The 16768-nt window shown below is 43.4% G+C and carries 10 protein-coding genes; 9 read left to right on the forward strand and 1 reads right to left on the reverse strand.

Annotated elements, in window-relative coordinates:
- The first annotated feature begins 136 nt into the window (after positions 1 to 136).
- A complete protein-coding gene (locus ACFPIK_RS01545) occupies positions 137 to 2314 on the forward strand; it encodes an acylase (RefSeq protein WP_377911502.1) in 2178 nt (725 codons plus the stop codon).
- Between the two features lie 373 nt (positions 2315 to 2687).
- The gene (locus tag ACFPIK_RS01550; protein WP_377911504.1) at positions 2688 to 4016 is read left to right on the forward strand and encodes an ammonium transporter; all 1329 of its coding nucleotides are present in this window, start codon (positions 2688 to 2690) and stop codon (positions 4014 to 4016) included.
- A gap of 1286 nt (positions 4017 to 5302) precedes the next feature.
- Here ACFPIK_RS01550 and ACFPIK_RS01555 read toward each other — a convergent pair.
- Positions 5303 to 5689 carry a single-stranded DNA-binding protein gene (locus ACFPIK_RS01555; RefSeq protein WP_377911506.1) on the reverse strand — a complete coding sequence of 129 codons (387 nt, stop codon included), beginning with the start codon at positions 5687 to 5689 and terminating at the stop codon, positions 5303 to 5305.
- A gap of 557 nt (positions 5690 to 6246) precedes the next feature.
- On the opposite strand from ACFPIK_RS01555, the gene ACFPIK_RS01560 reads away from it, so the two are divergent.
- From ACFPIK_RS01560 to ACFPIK_RS01590, 7 genes are all read left to right on the forward strand, one after another.
- The gene (locus tag ACFPIK_RS01560; RefSeq protein ID WP_377911508.1) at positions 6247 to 7152 is read left to right on the forward strand and encodes an alpha/beta fold hydrolase; all 906 of its coding nucleotides are present in this window, start codon (positions 6247 to 6249) and stop codon (positions 7150 to 7152) included.
- Positions 7153 to 7700: 548 nt separating this feature from the next.
- Positions 7701 to 10508 (forward strand): TrlF family AAA-like ATPase, encoded by a 2808-nt coding sequence (locus ACFPIK_RS01565; RefSeq protein ID WP_377911510.1) that lies wholly within the window; start codon positions 7701 to 7703, stop codon positions 10506 to 10508.
- 385 nt (positions 10509 to 10893) lie between these two features.
- Positions 10894 to 11646 carry a hypothetical protein gene (locus ACFPIK_RS01570; protein WP_377911512.1) on the forward strand — a complete coding sequence of 251 codons (753 nt, stop codon included), beginning with the start codon at positions 10894 to 10896 and terminating at the stop codon, positions 11644 to 11646.
- A 2-nt stretch (positions 11647 to 11648) separates the two neighbouring features.
- The gene (locus ACFPIK_RS01575; protein ID WP_377911514.1) at positions 11649 to 12338 is read left to right on the forward strand and encodes a hypothetical protein; all 690 of its coding nucleotides are present in this window, start codon (positions 11649 to 11651) and stop codon (positions 12336 to 12338) included.
- Between the two features lie 370 nt (positions 12339 to 12708).
- The gene (locus ACFPIK_RS01580) at positions 12709 to 13593 is read left to right on the forward strand and encodes a sugar phosphate isomerase/epimerase family protein (protein ID WP_377911516.1); all 885 of its coding nucleotides are present in this window, start codon (positions 12709 to 12711) and stop codon (positions 13591 to 13593) included.
- Positions 13594 to 14041: 448 nt separating this feature from the next.
- Positions 14042 to 15403, forward strand: a complete 1362-nt coding sequence (locus ACFPIK_RS01585; RefSeq protein ID WP_377911518.1) for a Gfo/Idh/MocA family oxidoreductase — start codon at positions 14042 to 14044, stop codon at positions 15401 to 15403.
- A 14-nt stretch (positions 15404 to 15417) separates the two neighbouring features.
- Positions 15418 to 16497, forward strand: coding sequence for a DUF6807 domain-containing protein (locus ACFPIK_RS01590; protein WP_377911520.1), 1080 nt, complete (start codon positions 15418 to 15420; stop codon positions 16495 to 16497).
- Positions 16498 to 16768 lie beyond the last annotated feature (271 nt).

The raw sequence follows: 16768 nt of genomic DNA on the forward strand, positions 1-16768 counted from the left end.
CCTGTTTTTAAAAGCACCTAAAAGAAGAAAAGTCGAAGTTGACTTGCATATCATAACCTTTCCGTTCACACTTTTATTCTTGACCGCTCTTTCAAAAAAATGGTACTTTCGAACTTCACTCCCTAGCCCAAAACGTATGCTTAAGAGATTTCTATTCATTTTAGCACTTTCTCTGGCTTTCGCCTGTCAAAACTCAAATCCTCAAGATGAACTCAGCCGTTGGGAAGCGCAAGCGGATCGGGTAGAGATTATTCGCGATGATTTTGGTGTGCCTCATATTTATGGAAAAAGTGATGCCGATGCGGTGTTTGGCTTGCTTTACGCTCAGTGTGAGGACGATTTTCGCCGTGTCGAGCGCAATTACATTTGGGCAATCGGACGGTTGGCAGAGTTGGAAGGGGAGAAGGAGCTTTATTCTGACCTGCGCGCCCAGCTTTACATGACCGAGGCAGAGGCCAAGGCCGCTTATGAAAAAGCACCCGAGTGGCTAAAGGAATTGTGTGTGGCTTTTGCCGATGGGATCAATTACTACCTGCATACTCATCCCGAAGTCACCCCTCAGGTGATCACCCGATACGAGCCTTGGATGCCCATGTTCTTTTTTGAGGGTTCGATCGGTGGAGACATCGAGCGGATTTCTACTTCGGCACTTCAGGCATTCTATGAGCAGGATTCAACCTTAGCGGTAGTTGATTCCAAAGTCATCGAGCAGCAGCTGTTGGAAGAACCTCAAGGTTCCAACGGAATCGCCATCGCCCCAAGCCTCTCTGAGTCAGGCAATGCGATGCTGCTGATCAATCCACATACTTCTTTCTATTTCAGACCAGAAGTGCACGTGGTCAGTGAGGAAGGACTCAATGCCTATGGGGCTGTGACTTGGGGGCAGTTTTTTGTCTACCAGGGTTTCAATGAAAAAACCGGCTGGATCCATACTTCCACCTTTGTGGACTTTATCGATGAGTTTGTGGAAGAGGTGACGGAAGAAAATGGAGGCCTGGTCTATCGCTATGGAGAGGAAAAACGTCCCGTCGAAGCCCAAGAAGTAACACTGAAATACAAGGAGGGCGACCAACTCAAAGAGAAATCCTTTACCATTTACCGTACCCATCATGGTCCCGTGACGCATCAGGAAAATGACAAATGGGTGACCACCAAAATCAATTGGGACCCGGTCAATGCCTTGGTGCAAAGCTATACGCGCACCAAGCTCAGTAACTTGTCAGAGTTTAAGGAGATGATGAATATCCGAACCAACAGCTCCAACAATACCGTTTTTGCGGACGCTGAAGGAAATATCGGGTACTTCCATGGGAATTTCATTCCGAAAAGAAATCCCGAATTTGACTTTTCCAAACCTGTAGATGGAACCAATCCCGCCACCGATTGGCAGGGGCTGCATACGGTGGATGAAAGTATCGTGATCCTCAATCCCGGCACAGGCTGGATTCAAAACTGTAACTCCACCCCATTCACTGCTGCGGCTGAGTTTAGTCCAAAGCGAGCGAATTATCCTGCCTACATGGCTCCTGATTCGGAAAACTTCCGTGGCCTTCACGCAGTCAAAGTCTTGCAGGGACTTCAGGGTAAGCTCAATTTGGACAGCTTTCTGAGCTTGGCCTATGATCCTTACCTTCCAGCCTTTGAATTTCTGATTCCCGAGTTGCTGAAAGCCATAGGGAGTGGTGCTACTGAAGAGCAAAAGCAAGCGCTTGATCTGCTGAAGGCTTGGGATTTCCGTACCTCTAAAGAGTCTGTGGCGATGGCAGTAGCTCATTTTTATGGAGAAAATTACCAACGTGCATTCCGAAGCTTGAATCGATTTGCACAGCCTAATCCGGATGCAAAGATTCCGACTACCAATGAGATTAAAGAGGTCTTTTCTCAGACCTTGGAGCAAATGAAGGCTGACTTTGGCACTTGGAACACACCTTGGGGAGAGATCAACCGATTCCAGCGTTTGAGTGGTGACATAGATGCAGGCTTTGATGACAGTAAGCCTTACATCCCGGTAGGATTAGCTTCAGGTAATTGGGGCGCTTTGGCGGCTTATGGAGCCAGAGCGACGGATGGCACTAAGCGACTTTATGGTTATCGAGGCAATAGTTTTGTAGCCGTGGTAGAATTTGGTGACAAGGTAAAAGCCAAAACCATCCTTGCTGGGGGGCAAAGTGCTGATTCGAATTCTCCCCATTTTTTTGATCAGGCTCAGCGGTATGCAGAGGTGAATTTCAAGGAAGTGGCTTTCTATCGTGATGAGGTAGAGAAAAGGGCTAAGAAATTGTATAAGCCTGGAAAAGGGGAATCTGGAAAATAAGAGTTTGCTTTACAGGGCTTTATGATTTAAATAAATATATTTTAGTGTATCTATGTATCCAAGATAGCTTAATTACCGTTTTTAAACCAGTCAGGAATTTTCGGATTCTTGGTTAAATTTTGGTTTAATAAAAGACAAAATCCCCGCTTTATGAGTGGGGATTTTGTCTTTATAGGAAATGGAAATTCTGATTCCTGAAATTGACAATTGTAATCTGGAGGTAGTGTCTGGTTTATTTTTAGGCTTAAATGGTGATTTTTTAATTGAATCTTTAAAAATAACCCTCATTTATTACCCAATTCTAAATTTATTAATCCAAAATCTGAAGAATTTGCATTAAAACGCTGTATACTTGTTGCCAAAATAAAATTTCATGAAAGTAAAATGGAAATTGGCGTTTTTGATCACCATTGCAGCGCCGGTTGTTAGTTTGTTTTGGCCAGTTGGCCAACCACTTGTAGAAAATTTTGGAACAGAGGCAGATTTGAATTTTGCCGACATCGCTTGGTTACTTACTGCATCCTGTTTGGTGTTGCTTATGACCCCGGGCCTTTCCTTGTTTTATGGGGGGATGGTTGGAAAGAAAAACCTCATTTCCACCATGCTTCAGAGTTTTATTTCATTGGGTGTGGTGACCATGCTTTGGGTGGTCGTCGGATTCAGCTTGGCTTTTGGAGATCCGATTGGGATTACGATCAACGGTACGCACTACGGACTGATCGGGAATCCACTTCAGTTCATGTTTTTTGATCAGGTAGGCCCACTTCCCAACAAGGTGTTAGGAGCTACGATTCCCTTTGTGTTGTTCGCTTTGTTCCAGATGAAGTTTGCGGTCATTACTCCGGCGATTATTACCGGTTCCTTTGCCGAGCGAGTTCGATTTATTGGGTATTTATTCTTCATTGGCATATTTACCGTGTTTGTGTATGCGCCGCTTTGCCACATGGTTTGGCATCCTCAGGGTTTGATAGGAGCGTATTTTGGGGTGGTTGATTTTGCAGGTGGTACAGTGGTTCACATCAGCGCAGGCTTAGCTTCTCTTGCCGGTGCTTTATTTATCGGAAAGCGTAAAAATCCACATCATGACCCTTCCAATATCACCTATGTACTGTTGGGAACAGGCATGCTTTGGTTTGGGTGGTTTGGATTCAATGCCGGTTCTTCCTTTGCTGCCAACGGCACTGCCGCCATGGCATTTGCCACCACGACCATCAGTTCGGCCACGGCGATGATGACTTGGGTATTGTTTGATCGAATACAAGGAAGGAAGATTTCCGCGATGCAAGCTTGTATCGGGGCAGTGGTGGGGTTGGTCGTGATTACGCCTGCTGCAGGATTTATCACCATTCCTCAGAGTTTCATCTTTGGATTTTTCGGAGCCATTGTCTCCAATGTGATGATGAATGCCAAGTTTCTCCGCAAGATTGACGACACTTTGGATGTGTTTGCCTGTCATGGAATCGGGGGAATTATGGGGATGATTTTGACAGCCATCTTTGCAAATAAGCCCGGTTCAAGTCTGCTTTATGGGGGTTGGGGAGTGTTTGCTTCCCACATGTTGGTCTTGGTAGGGGTGGCGGTGTTCTCCTTTGTGATGTCCTACGCGATCTTGTTCATTCTGAATAAGTTTGTGACCCTACGGGTGCGGGAGGAATATGAGGAAATCGGCTTGGATTTGTCTCAACACGGGGAGTCGGTTTAAGGAATATTTTCTTAAGGTTCAAAACAACTTCTAACGACTATTAGCGCAAGTCATTAGACTTGTGCTCTTTTGTATGCAGTCCTGCCCACCGGCAGACGGGATCCAGACTCCTTTCCCTAAGTTCAAGAAAGAATTTTAAACCACAATAGACACATAGAAGCCACATAGGAGGGAAGAACTAGTACCCTTTTTTCTATGTATTCTATGTCGCTATGTGGTTTTATCCCTTTATTAACGAAAGTCTTTCGACCTGCCTTTCAATAGGTATTCTTAAGTTCTTTTGTATGCAGTCCTGCCCACCGGAAGGTGGGATTCAGACTTTTTTCCCTGAGATCAAGAAAGAATTTTAAACCACAGTAGACACATAGAAGCCACATAGGAGGGAAGAACTAGTACCCTCCTTTCTATGTATTCTATGTCGCTATGTGGTTTTTATCCCTTTTTTAACGCAAATCTTTCGACCTGCCTTTCGGTAGGCAGGCTTGTGCTTACTTCTATGAAGTCTTTGGACTGCGTTGTGTAAAAACTAGTCTCTACCAATGAAAGATTAATTTTTGGTCTAGATTAGATACTTGTTTACATAATATGATTTAGTTAAATCTCCTTTGTAAGCATTTTTCTGTTCGTTCTTTTGGCTTGACCCAAAAGAACCAAAAGGTCAAGACACAGCAAAGCTCCCACCGCACAGTGCCGGACACTGGCCCGCTGCTGTGTCGGCCCACGCGCCTATCCGATTTGAGTTTTGTGGTCAAAAAAGGATTTAAAATTAGAAATGGCCAATTATGGATTAGAATCTACCGAATTTAAAGCTCATTTATAAATTCAAATTTTTCTAACTAGCTAAGACACCAAGTCGCTAAGGAATATAGCTCTTTGCGTCTTTTCGGCTTTGCGAGAAAAAATAGGATTACACAAGATGCCTCCAATAGGGTAAGTATTCAGGCTTTTGCTTCCTTGTTTACAGTCCTACCCACCGGCAGGCGGGCTTCAGACTGATCATTGAATAGTTTTTAAAACCACAATAGACACCTAGTTAGCACACAGGATTCAGGATGGTATAAAAGTCATCTTACCCTTTCTGGGACACTACTTCGGTTTCAAGGTGAAGATCATTTTCAAGGCCTGAACTGAGGGTAAAAAACAACATCTATATGGTGTTTAAGGGGCAGGCAGGGTTGTCCTCAGATTACGCTGAGACATTCCCCACTTGTGTTTCAATCCCGTGTCTAGTACTTTTGCCAAGGCCAAAAATCCCGGGCACACCCTCCTGAAATCGAATACTCTTTTTAAAAAGGATAATTTGCTTCGGCTGCTTCGGAATGGGCTTTTTCCGCTTTTGAGCCTCCGCCGAGGAGCAATACTTCATTGACCACTACCTCGGTGATGTATTTCTTTTCCCCGCTTTTGTCGGTGTAGGAGCGGTTGGACAGCTTGCCCTCCACCGCGATCTCCGAACCCTTGTCGGTGTATTTTTCGAGGATCTCGGCATTTTTACCCCAAATAACCAGGTTGGTCCAGGTGGTCTCCGTGATCTTTTCGCCTTTCGCATTGCGATACACCTCGTTGGTGGCGATGTTGACCCGACCGACTACTTTGCCGGATTCAGTGGTTTTGACTTCGATTTTGTCACCTAGGCGACCGATGAGCTGAACTTTGTTTCTTAGCGCGTTCATGTGTTTAAAAGTTTGATTGTGAAAGATTTGATTTAACAATTTCCGCTAGAGGAGAACTGATGGTCCAAAGTTGGGGGGAGGGTAAAAAAAGACTCGGTAATGAAGTGCTTGTATCCGATTGTAATCGGTTGTGCTTGGGAAAAGGCTCTTTTTGAAGAGATTTGAAGAGTTTTGTGTGAATGAATTTTCCAAAGTAAAATCCGATCAGGGAAATAGTTCAAACTTATCGCGCTATGAACTCCTTGAAAAATAGGAGGATTACCTACTTTTCAACCAGAACCAAATAAGATAAGATTTCAAGTCCGATTAGAGGTGCCAAAGACTCTCGTCTGTGGTCCGTCAAGGAGTATCCACGATCCTTAGAGAGATACTGCCTACTGGTAAGATTGCTGATATTCATAAAAAAATGGGCTCTTTATCTCCACTTGGAACAGGGGAAGTGCACCTAAAGAATACCTGCTTGGTTTTATAATCCTATTGGAAGCGCTAGGTTTGTGGTGCGGCGGGAGGAAGGTGCTGGCTTACACCAAAGATGATTCACACAAAAATCCGACTCAATGAAAATCTACAGCACCTCCCAGTTTAAAGATCCGGTCAATGACCATTGCTATTTTGAAGAGTGGGTCGGTAAACTGGAGCGCCACAACGGCAGAACCTACGAGCGCATCCAAGTCCAAACCTCCCTTGGCATGACCCACATCTGGGGTCTGAATACCCAAGAAACCCATCGTGATGCGTTAGTGATTTTTCCAGGGGCCCGGACTACCGCCTTGATTTGGGACTTTGATCGGGGACTTGATCAGATTGGGCATCCGCTGAGGATTTTTATGGTGGAGACCAACGGGCTTCCCAACCTGAGTGATGGGGCGACACCTGACATCCACTCGCTGGATTATGGGGTATGGGCGACCGAAGTGCTCGAACAGCTACAACTGGAAAAGGCCTATGTAGCCGGAGCTTCTTTCGGCGGACTGATCTGCATGAAGCTGGCGCTTGTCCATCCGGAGAAGGTTCAGGCGGCATTCCTGCTCAACCCCGGTTGCCTGCAATCCTTTTCCCTGACTTTCAAAAATCTCTACTACAACCTGCTGCCCATCCTGAGACCCTCGGCAAAAAACGTCGCAAAATTTCTAAACCAGGCCATTTTTTCCAAACCCAACCATCAGCTTTCCGAAGTCGCGGAGCAACTCCTGATCGACTACGAGGTCTTTGCGATCACGCGCTATCACGACCGTACGCAGAAGCCCTACTACATGAACAAGCAGCTTGAAGCTGTGACTGTCCCTACCTATGTGCTGCTTGGGGACCAAGACCTGCTGTTTCCCTACCAAACCTCTAGGAACAATGCCAAAAGGCAGATCAAGTCCCTACGCGATATCCAAGTGTATTCCCACGTAGGCCATGGCATCGAGACCTATGCCCTGGCGATGCGGTACTTGGGGGAGAAGATTAAACATGGATGAAATTCAATCCAAGAGGAATGACCTGCCGAAATACCTAGACTAGTCAAAAAAGCCTGATGGAAATCTTTTCACTTAGGGCAAGCAGCATCCGATTTTTGGCTTCGCTGCGCAAAAAGCAAACAACTGCTTAAACAAAGCTTAACACCTTGAATTCCCAAGCCCTTCCGATTCATCGCTCGGAAGGGCTTTTTTTAGAAGAAAAAGCAAGCATTCCAGCCCGATCTCCCAATCTCCAACTCCCAAAATCACCAAAACCAAAATAAAATGTAAAAAATTGAAATAAAGTGTTGTTTTCTTGTTTTTAACTGAATAGTTTAAGGTTTTTAAAACTTACTTTTCACAGCGATGAAACACATCAATCAAATAGGCGCACAACGCGCAAAAAGACAGGAATGCCGGGATTTTTTGGAGGGGGGAAGTAAGGCGGAAATACCCGCAATGAACTTCGCAATGTATCCAAATAGGGATGCTTAACGCAGTAAGCTGCGGAAAAACAAACTTTAGAGGTCAGGCTAAAAGACTGCATTACCGAAAACATATCTAGACTGATGGACAAAACAATTACATATAAAGGGACAAGATGGTATAAATGTGACTTGCATTTACACACCATTGCAAGTCAGTGTTTTCAAGACAGGCAGGTAACAGCAGACCAATGGGTCAAACGAGCTATTGAACAAGGCTTAGACTGCGTTGCTGTAACTGACCACAATACAGGCATTTCTATTGATGCCATCAAACAAGCAGCAGAAGGAACAGGATTAACTGTTTTTCCTGGAGTTGAAATTACTTGTGACCCTTCAAAAGTTCATCTATTAATTATTTTTGATGTAAGTAAGACCTCAGCTGACATTAGAGATTTTTTAGTTAGAGCTGATATTCGGGCAGATGATTTTGGGAAACAAGAAGCTGCAACAACCCAGAGTATTTTTGAGATAGCTGAATTAGCGAAAATAGATAGTGTAATTGTAATCCCAGCACATATTGACGAATACAATGGACTTGGTTCAATTAGTGTAGGAAATTTAAAAAAGTTCTATTCAGATTATGACATAAATGCTGTTCAAGTAGTTCACAAGGAATTTCTTAATCCTACACTTCAAACTACCGGTAATACAGAATTAAAAAACACATTAAATGAGTATTATAACAATCCAACACCTGCGATTGATGATGCCACAGTTAAAGACTGGTATACCCCTGTAAAGTATGCACTAGAACATAATTTAGCGATTCTTACATTTTCAGACAACCCTCACGAACCCAAGAACTCGAAACACGGTCTTTGGGGAATTGGAAGTCATTTCACTTGGATTAAAATGGATGAAAAGCCATCCTTAGAAGGGCTAAGACAAGCGTTTCTATTGCCAGATTATCGTATTAGAAATGAATTTGATAGCCCGACTTCTCCTTATACCAAACCTGAACTTTGGATAAAATCAATTTCTATATCCAACACAACAATTACAGATACTGCAACTCCATTAAAAATAGAATTCAGTCCACAGTTGAATACATTAATAGGTGGAAGAGGTAGCGGAAAATCAAGCGTTTTAAGATTTATAAGAGGTGTATTTAACCGCACGGTTGATATAACTGATTTACCTGAAATACTTAATGACCACAATGAATTCTATAAAAGAGAAGCGGGTCGACCAAAGAAAGGTGTCCTAACAGAAACATCATTAATTGAAATAGAATTTGTTAGAAATGAAGTATTGCATAAAATTATTGCATCGAACATTTCTAACTCAGGCACTCAATCTATACAAATAGAAAGACTTGATGACTCAGGCAATTGGGAAGTTGTAACTGATGATAGTTACATTGATTTTTTCGAGTTTGAACATTACTCGCAGAAACAGATTTATGAAATTGCTCAAGAACCTAATGCTTTGAGGGAAAGAATTGATAGTGCTATTTCTGGACTAGAAAGAATTAAATCAGACCGAGAACATATTAGAAGCCTTTTTTTGGAGAAATCAGCAGCTATAAGAACAATAGACATATTGTTGGCTGGAAAAGGTAAAATCGAAACAAGAATTAGAGACCTTGATTCGAATATCAAAAAATTGCAGCAAAGTGGCATTTCTGATTTGATTGCTGCTAAGGAAAAGTTTTCTAAAGAAACTGAATTAATCAACTCATTCCAATCTGAAATTGAAACGAGAGAAAATCAATTAGATGAATTAGCTCAGAATATTGAAGTTTCGGATATAGATTTTTCAAATTTCGATGAATACCATTCTGAGGCTTTAAAACAATATACTCAAAGTGTAATAGATGGATTTACAAAAATTAAATCTGAATTATTGAATCTCAAATCGCAGTCTGCACTTCTAAAGACAGCATTTGAACAATCTGTAAATGGCTCCTTGTGGAAAGAAGCGCTAAATAAAAACACTGAAGAATTCAATCTTAAAAAAGAAGAACTTGAAAAAGAGGGAATTGACGCTATTTCAAGTTACGAAAGATTTACAAGAGAGAAATCTGCTTTAGAATTAGAATTGGCTGAAATAAACGATAAAGCTATAATTAGGTCAGCGGATAAAATCGAGCGAGATAGGCTTCAACTTGAATACCTACGACTCTGCAAAGAAATAACTACCAAAAGACGTGAATTTGTTCAGGGAATTGTTACAGGCGACAAAGTCAAGGTTAATATTAAGCCATTTAGAAATCAATCAGACTTTGAAACACGATTGAGAAAATTACTTCAAAGGGAAAACACATCGTTTCAAACTGACATAGATGCACTTACTGAGATTTGCTTTAGTGGAAATGTAGAGCAGAAAATAAAAGATGTTAGGAGTGTATTCACGAAAATCAGAGCGAATGAGGGTGTAAGCTCAACTGTATCAGGTCATTTCGTCAATTTAGTCAAGAACCTAAATGATGCACAAATAGATGAAATTGAATTATTGTTGCCAGAAGATGAAATTGAGGTTCAATACAAACCAACACCTGCATCAGCTTTTAAATCACTCTCAACTGCTTCCGCAGGGCAAAAAACAACAGCAATTTTAACTTTCATTTTATCTTTTGGAAAACTTCCATTAATTCTCGACCAGCCAGAAGATGATTTAGATAACCGCCTTGTTTATGAGTTAATTGTTGACCGATTAAAACTAGCCAAAGAAAAAAGACAACTTATTGTAGTAACGCATAACGCAAATATTCCAGTTAACGGTGACGCTGAATACATAGTTTCGATGGACACAGAAAGTAAGGCTTTAAAAGTTTTGCATACTGGGACAGTTGAACAAACTTCTATTAAAAAGGAAATATGTGATGTAATGGAAGGTGGCGAAATTGCATTTGAAATGAGGTCTAAACGTTATAAATTAATCAAGTAAGACAACAAGCCAAGGCACGAAGAAAGACTAAAATGACAACGACCAAACACGACAGAAAAGAAGGGCGAAGTGCTAACAGCCGTTTTGCAAAAGTGGGGGTTTCGTGCTTCTATGACAGTGAAGTGCTAAATTCAAGCTTTGTGCTTCTAATGAAGTTTAGTGCTGAAAATCCCCGCCTTCGCAAAGCGGAAAAACGATAAATTTAATTTTGTATTTTCAACGCTATTTAAAATTTTACCCCAATAAATGATAAGACATGAAACAAATTTTGTACATCAAGAATAATTTCCCAAAATAGAACCAGTAAAATTTGAGCATTACAAAAACGTTAACATGGCCTAAAATAGTATAATCTCCAAATATCATCAATATTAATCTACTAAAAATGAAAAAACTAATTGCAATTCTATTGATTTTAATAGTTTTCGAGTCATTTGCCCAGACTCCAAACGCATTGATAAATAACAAAGGAACAGTAAACAAAGCAATTTCAGCAAAAAATCCCTGGTTAGGAGGACAGGTAGGTTATAAGTTTGGCGGCTCAGGAGAATTTGCTGATAATCTTATTGCCTCTGCCCGCCTTATGTATGAAATTGATTTAGGATCAAAGAAATTTGTACTTCCAGTAATGGGTAATCTTTCACAATTAAGAGACAATCTCAGTGAAAATTTGACAGTTGATGAAAAGGAAATTGCTCGAAACCAGGATATTCTAACTTCAACTCAAGGATTAAATGTCGGGTTATATCCATATTATTTAATATTCGAAAAGGCATATTTTTCATTATTGGCACACGGTACTCTTGCCTTCAAATTGAATTCCTTCACAGACGTACATAGCAATCCTGTATATTTACAGCAAGGACGATTTAGCTTAGGCATTGAAGCTTATATCGGAAAAAAAGATCCAACAACTGGAAAATACCCTTGGACTATTAGCATCGCTCCAGTCACTACTGTTTTTAGTAGTATGGATTACAAAGCAATTTTTGGCACTGAACGATCGTCTCTGACGAGCCTTGAAATTACTTCAGTCTTGCCAATAGGAAAAGGGGTTGGATTTTTATTAGAAGGAGTTATTTCCAACAATTCTGTAATTCGAACTGGCCTATTATTTTCATCTGAGCTTATTAACTAATTATGAGAATCGTGTTAATTATTTTTTTTTATTTAATTTGTCTAAAACCTGTATTAGCTCAAACAGAGGATTATTCAATATTTTTAAATGCACTGGAAATATCAGAAAATATTTCTATAGATAGTAGTGTCATTGAGCACAATACATTTTGGAAAAAATTTATAAATGTGAATAGGGATACTGTTATTTTCTCGAATAAAAAATCTGGCATGTTTGAAAGCATTTTTAAAAACTACAAAAGACCCGACACTAGGCCCTATTTTGAAAGAAAATTAATGATTGGAAATAAATTGGTAGAAGAACGAAGAACTAGAGATGCTAATAACATTATTGGATTTGCTCAATGCGTAAATGGTACTCCATTCATATTTTTTGCTTTTAAAGAGAATCCTTCCATTAGTAGCGAGGCAATAGTATTTTTCAGAGAACATGAGTTTGCTCATTTTAAGTTGGGTCATTCAGGTTGTGGTGTAGACTCTTCGTTTAAGGATAGTCACTCACAAGAATTAGAGGCTGATTTGGAAGCAGCAATAACTATATTAAATTTTCCAGAGGGGACAAGAATAATTGACTTTGTTATTGCAACCTTTTATACTCTAAATGAAAAGCAATCTCGTTCTCATCCTAGTTCCTATGCAAGAGCAGCCAGCTTATTACGGAATTTAAATACCAATAAGTTGAAATACAAATAACCATTTTTTACAGTATTTTAATTTTTTTATCTCTTTCAACTTAATTTGTTGTCTTTCAAATATTGAAGTGCAGTTGTGCCCGGGTTGAAGTTTGAAACTTCACCCAAGTATTTTTATTAATTGGTAATCTACAATAGTCCATAATCATTGCGATCTGGCTATATTCCATTTTGAGGTTTAAAGCCCACTTCTTTGATGCATTTGAGCAGCTTGTAAATGATAGGATAGACCGAACCAATCTAATTCAGAACTTTCCCTGCCCTTCCAGCCCCTTTTTGGAAGGGCTTTTTCTTTCCTCCCTCCTCAATCGTTTCCGCAATTTCCAGTCCCCTCAGGAAGGTCAGGCGGGTAAGATTTCTTACTTTAAAGGATGAACCCAAAAGACCTTTCCCGAAGGGGCTTTTTGCAGCAGTCCGCTATTGCCGGACTCGGTGCAGCCCTGCTTCCTCACTTCGCTTGGAGCGCGACTCCTGCTGCTGACCTCCGCTTTGGCCTCGTTACCTACGAGTGGGCCAAGGATTGGGACCTGCCCACCCTGATCACCAACTGTGAGAAGACGGGCGTCCTCGGTGTAGAGCTCCGCACCCAGCATGCCCATGCCGTGGAAGTGGGACTCAGCAAGGCGCAGCGACTCGAAGTCAAGAAGCGTTTTGCCGACAGCCCCGTCACTTGCCTCGGCTACGGCAGCAATTACGAATACCACAGTCCCGACCCCGCCAAGCTGAAGGAAAATATCGAAGGCACCAAGGCCTATATCCAGCTCTGCCATGACATAGGGGCTACCGGCATCAAGGTTAAGCCCAATGCCATGCCCAAGGAAGTCGCACCCGAAAAGACCATCGCACAGATCGCCCGCTCTTTCAATAAAGTGGGGAAGTTTGCCCAAGACTACGGACAACTGATCCGGGTGGAAGTGCACGGCACGACGACTCAGGAGCTTCCCGTGATGAAGCAGATCTTTGATCAGGTCACCGAATCCAATGTCAAAGTCTGCTGGAACTGCAATGCAGAGGACCTGCTGCCTCCGGGCTTGGAACATAACTTCGACCTGGTGAAAAAATGGTTTGGAGATACGGTGCACGTCCGCGAGTTCAACGTGGGCGATTATCCCTACCCCGAGCTGTTTCGCCTCTTTGCCAAGATGAACTACCAAGGCTGGATCCTGATGGAAGCCCGCACGCAACCTGCCGACCGCGTCGCCGCGCTAAAGGAGCAGTTGGAGTTGTTTAAGGGGTTGGTGGCTGGAAGTATATAGTGATCAGTGATCAGTAAGCAGTCTCAGTGATCAGTCTTCAGAATCAGTGATCGGTAAACAGTCTCAGTGGTCAGTATTGTGAGATAGTACCCTTCGACAAGCTCAGGGCAGGACCTTCGACAAGCTCAGGGCAGGACCTTCGACAAGCTCAGGGCAGGACCTTCGACAAGCTCAGGGCCGTATCTGAATACTGACTACTAAGACCTCTGACCACTGACCACTGACCACCGATCACTAAACCTTGACCATTGAACTTCGAACCCTGAATACTGAACTCTGAATCCTGACCACTGACCACCAATCACTAAACCTTGACCATTGAACTTCGAACTCTGAACTCTGAATACCGAACACTGACCACTGAATACTGAACACTGAACACTGAATATTGAAATCCGAAATCCGAACTCCGAAATCAAAAATCCGAAATCAATAAACCCTCCATACCATGACCAACGATCAATCCAGAAGAGATTTTCTGAAAAAATCAGCCCTCACCACTGCCGGAATTGGCTTCGGTGCGATGGCTTTTTCCCCAAAAAGTTACGGCCGAATCCTCGGTGCCAATGACCGGGTGAATGTAGGCATTGTCGGTTTCTCCGACCGATGCCGTGGCGCCCTGGTTCCTGCCATGCAGATTCACGCCAAGGAAATGAACTTTCAGTTTACCGCCGTGTCGGACATCTGGAGCCGCAGACGGGACGAAGCACAGGCTTTTGTCAAGGAACGCGCAGGAGTGGACATCGCTGCCTGCCGCAACAATGAGGAACTCTATGACCGCAAGGATGTAGATGTCGTCATCATCAGCACGGCGGACTTTCAGCATGCCCTGCACTGCAAGGAAGCGGTTGAAGCTGGCCGGGATGCCTATGTGGAAAAGCCCTTTGCCGAAACCATGGCTGACAACCGTGCTGCCAAAGAAGCGGTCCTTCGTACCGGAAAAATCGTGCAGGTGGGTTCGCAGCGCCGCAGTGGACTCAATTATCACCAAGCCCATGACTTTATCAAAGCCGGCAAATTTGGCGATATCGTCGCCGTGGAGATGACTTGGAATGTGAATCAACCCGGTCGCTGGAGACGTGCCGACCTCGTCAATCAAATTCGAAAAGAAGATACCGACTGGGATCGCTACCAGATGAACCGTCCCAAGACAGACTGGGATCCGCGCAAATACCTGGAATTCCGGTTGTTTTGGCCATACTCTTCCGGGATTCCGGGGCAGTGGATGGCGCATCAGATCGATACGGTGCACTGGTTTACCGACTTGCCTCACCCACGCAGCGTGGCTGCCAACGGAGGTATTTACCTGTGGAAAGACGGCCGCCAAAACTTTGATACCATGACGGCGGTCTTTGACTACGGACCGCTGAATGACAAGAGTAAAGGCTTCCAAGTGATCTATTCTTCCCGATTTACCAACTCTGCCGGTGGTACCAAGGAGATTTATTATTCCAATGCTGGCGAGCTAAACTTGGATACCAATAAGATCTCTCCCAATGGGGGGCTTTCCGCCAATCAGGCGAGAGCGATGGGGCTGAAGGAAAATCTCCTTCCGGAAATGGCGCTAGGCGAGGCAGTACAAGTGGAAACAGGTGCCAATACCGGTGCGGATCCTATGACTTCAGCTCACATGCGCAACTGGATGGAATGCGTGCGTTCCCGTAAAAAGCCTAATGCCGACGTGATGGCAGGTTATAACCATTCGATCGCGAATATTATGACAACGGCTGCACTTCGTACCGGTCAATTTGTAACTTTCGATGAAGAAAAGCAGGAAGTGATGGCCGGAGGCAAAGTGTTCCAATACTAAATCAAATCGAATCCATGTTTCAAAAAATCAAGGCTGTGGCAGTTTCCAGCCTCATTTTCATGATATTCCAAGCATGCTCAGGTAATAAAGAGGTGTCTTCCGATACGGCAGATTTTCAAAAACCAATCGTCAAATTGGTGCGAAAAGATGCCGAAAAAAAAGTCGAAGTGTTGATAGACGGTCAACTCTTCACGGCATACTACTATCCGGAGACCATCGCCAAGCCTGTGCTGTATCCGATCCGGAGTTTGGGTGGGGCGGACCTTACCAGAGGTTACCCCTTGGACCCAAGACCTGGGGAGCGGGTAGACCATCCGCACCACATCGGGCATTGGTTTAACTACGGAGATGTCAACGGCCTTGATTTTTGGAACAATTCCGATGCGATTCCTGCGGAAAAAAAGAGCGGGTATGGCACGATCATCCCTTCTGAGGAAATTGAGCTCAAGGAGATGGGGGACAAAGCCGAACTGACCGTGGGCATGGATTGGATCGGGCCCGACGGACGTATTTTACTGAAGGAAAAGACCAAGTTTGTTTTCCATGCCGAAGGGACCAAACGCATGATCGACCGCATCAGCACGATTACCGCTTATGGTCTTGACGTGGACATGAAGGACAACAAAGAGGGCATGTTTGCCATCCGGGTGGCGCGGGAGTTGGAGCATCCATCGGACAAGCCCGAGCTCTTCACCGATGCCAATGGCATAGCCACCGCAGTTCCCACTTTGAATAACGAAGGCGTAACAGGCAAGTACCGCAGCAGCGAAGGCAAAGTTGGGGATGAAGTTTGGGGAACCCGAGGCAAATGGGTGACTTTGACTGGAGTCATCAAAGGCGAGCAGGTGGCCATGACCATCCTCGATCATCCGAATAATCCGGGGTATCCGACCTATTGGCATGCGAGAGGCTATGGCTTGTTTGCAGCAAACCCACTCGGTCAAAAAGCACTCAGCAACGGCAAGGAAACGCTCAATTTTAAGTTGGCCGAAGGAAAATCAGCCACGTTCCGCTACCGGATATTGATTCATTCGGGCACAAGTGTGACGGATGAGTTGCTGAATTCGGAGTTTGCGGCCTTTTCGAAGAAGTGATTGTTTATTTCCCACAGATTTGCACAGAAAAAGACACGGATTTTCGCAGATTTTATTTGGGATTGCTTTTGGATTTAAAAGGGTTTCCTGCAGACCTGACTGCCGTCAGGCAAGTTTGCGCAGAAAAAAGCGCAGATTTTCGCGGATTAAAAAAAGATAATTAGAAGGGATTTAGCTGGATTCAGACCTGTCGGGTTTTCGAAACCTGCCAGGTCTTTTTTATTTTCTTCCACTCAACAATTACGGATAGGATTTTAGAAGTTTAGAAATC

The sequence above is a fragment of the Algoriphagus aquatilis genome (genome assembly GCF_042657405.1).
In the GTDB taxonomy this organism is placed as follows: Bacteria; Bacteroidota; Bacteroidia; order Cytophagales; family Cyclobacteriaceae; genus Algoriphagus; species Algoriphagus aquatilis.

Bases quoted from the DNA above. Each gene is read 5' to 3' on its own strand.
- ACFPIK_RS01575 (WP_377911514.1), top strand. From the start codon at position 11,649: ATGAGAATCGTGTTAATTATTTTTTTTTATTTAATTTGTCTAAAACCT.
- ACFPIK_RS01580 (WP_377911516.1), top strand. From the start codon at position 12,709: ATGAACCCAAAAGACCTTTCCCGAAGGGGCTTTTTGCAGCAGTCCGCT.
- ACFPIK_RS01565 (WP_377911510.1), top strand. From the start codon at position 7,701: ATGGACAAAACAATTACATATAAAGGGACAAGATGGTATAAATGTGAC.
- ACFPIK_RS01555 (WP_377911506.1), bottom strand. From the start codon at position 5,689: ATGAACGCGCTAAGAAACAAAGTTCAGCTCATCGGTCGCCTAGGTGAC.
- ACFPIK_RS01585 (WP_377911518.1), top strand. From the start codon at position 14,042: ATGACCAACGATCAATCCAGAAGAGATTTTCTGAAAAAATCAGCCCTC.
- ACFPIK_RS01550 (WP_377911504.1), top strand. From the start codon at position 2,688: ATGAAAGTAAAATGGAAATTGGCGTTTTTGATCACCATTGCAGCGCCG.
- ACFPIK_RS01590 (WP_377911520.1), top strand. From the start codon at position 15,418: ATGTTTCAAAAAATCAAGGCTGTGGCAGTTTCCAGCCTCATTTTCATG.
- ACFPIK_RS01570 (WP_377911512.1), top strand. From the start codon at position 10,894: ATGAAAAAACTAATTGCAATTCTATTGATTTTAATAGTTTTCGAGTCA.
- ACFPIK_RS01560 (WP_377911508.1), top strand. From the start codon at position 6,247: ATGAAAATCTACAGCACCTCCCAGTTTAAAGATCCGGTCAATGACCAT.
- ACFPIK_RS01545 (WP_377911502.1), top strand. From the start codon at position 137: ATGCTTAAGAGATTTCTATTCATTTTAGCACTTTCTCTGGCTTTCGCC.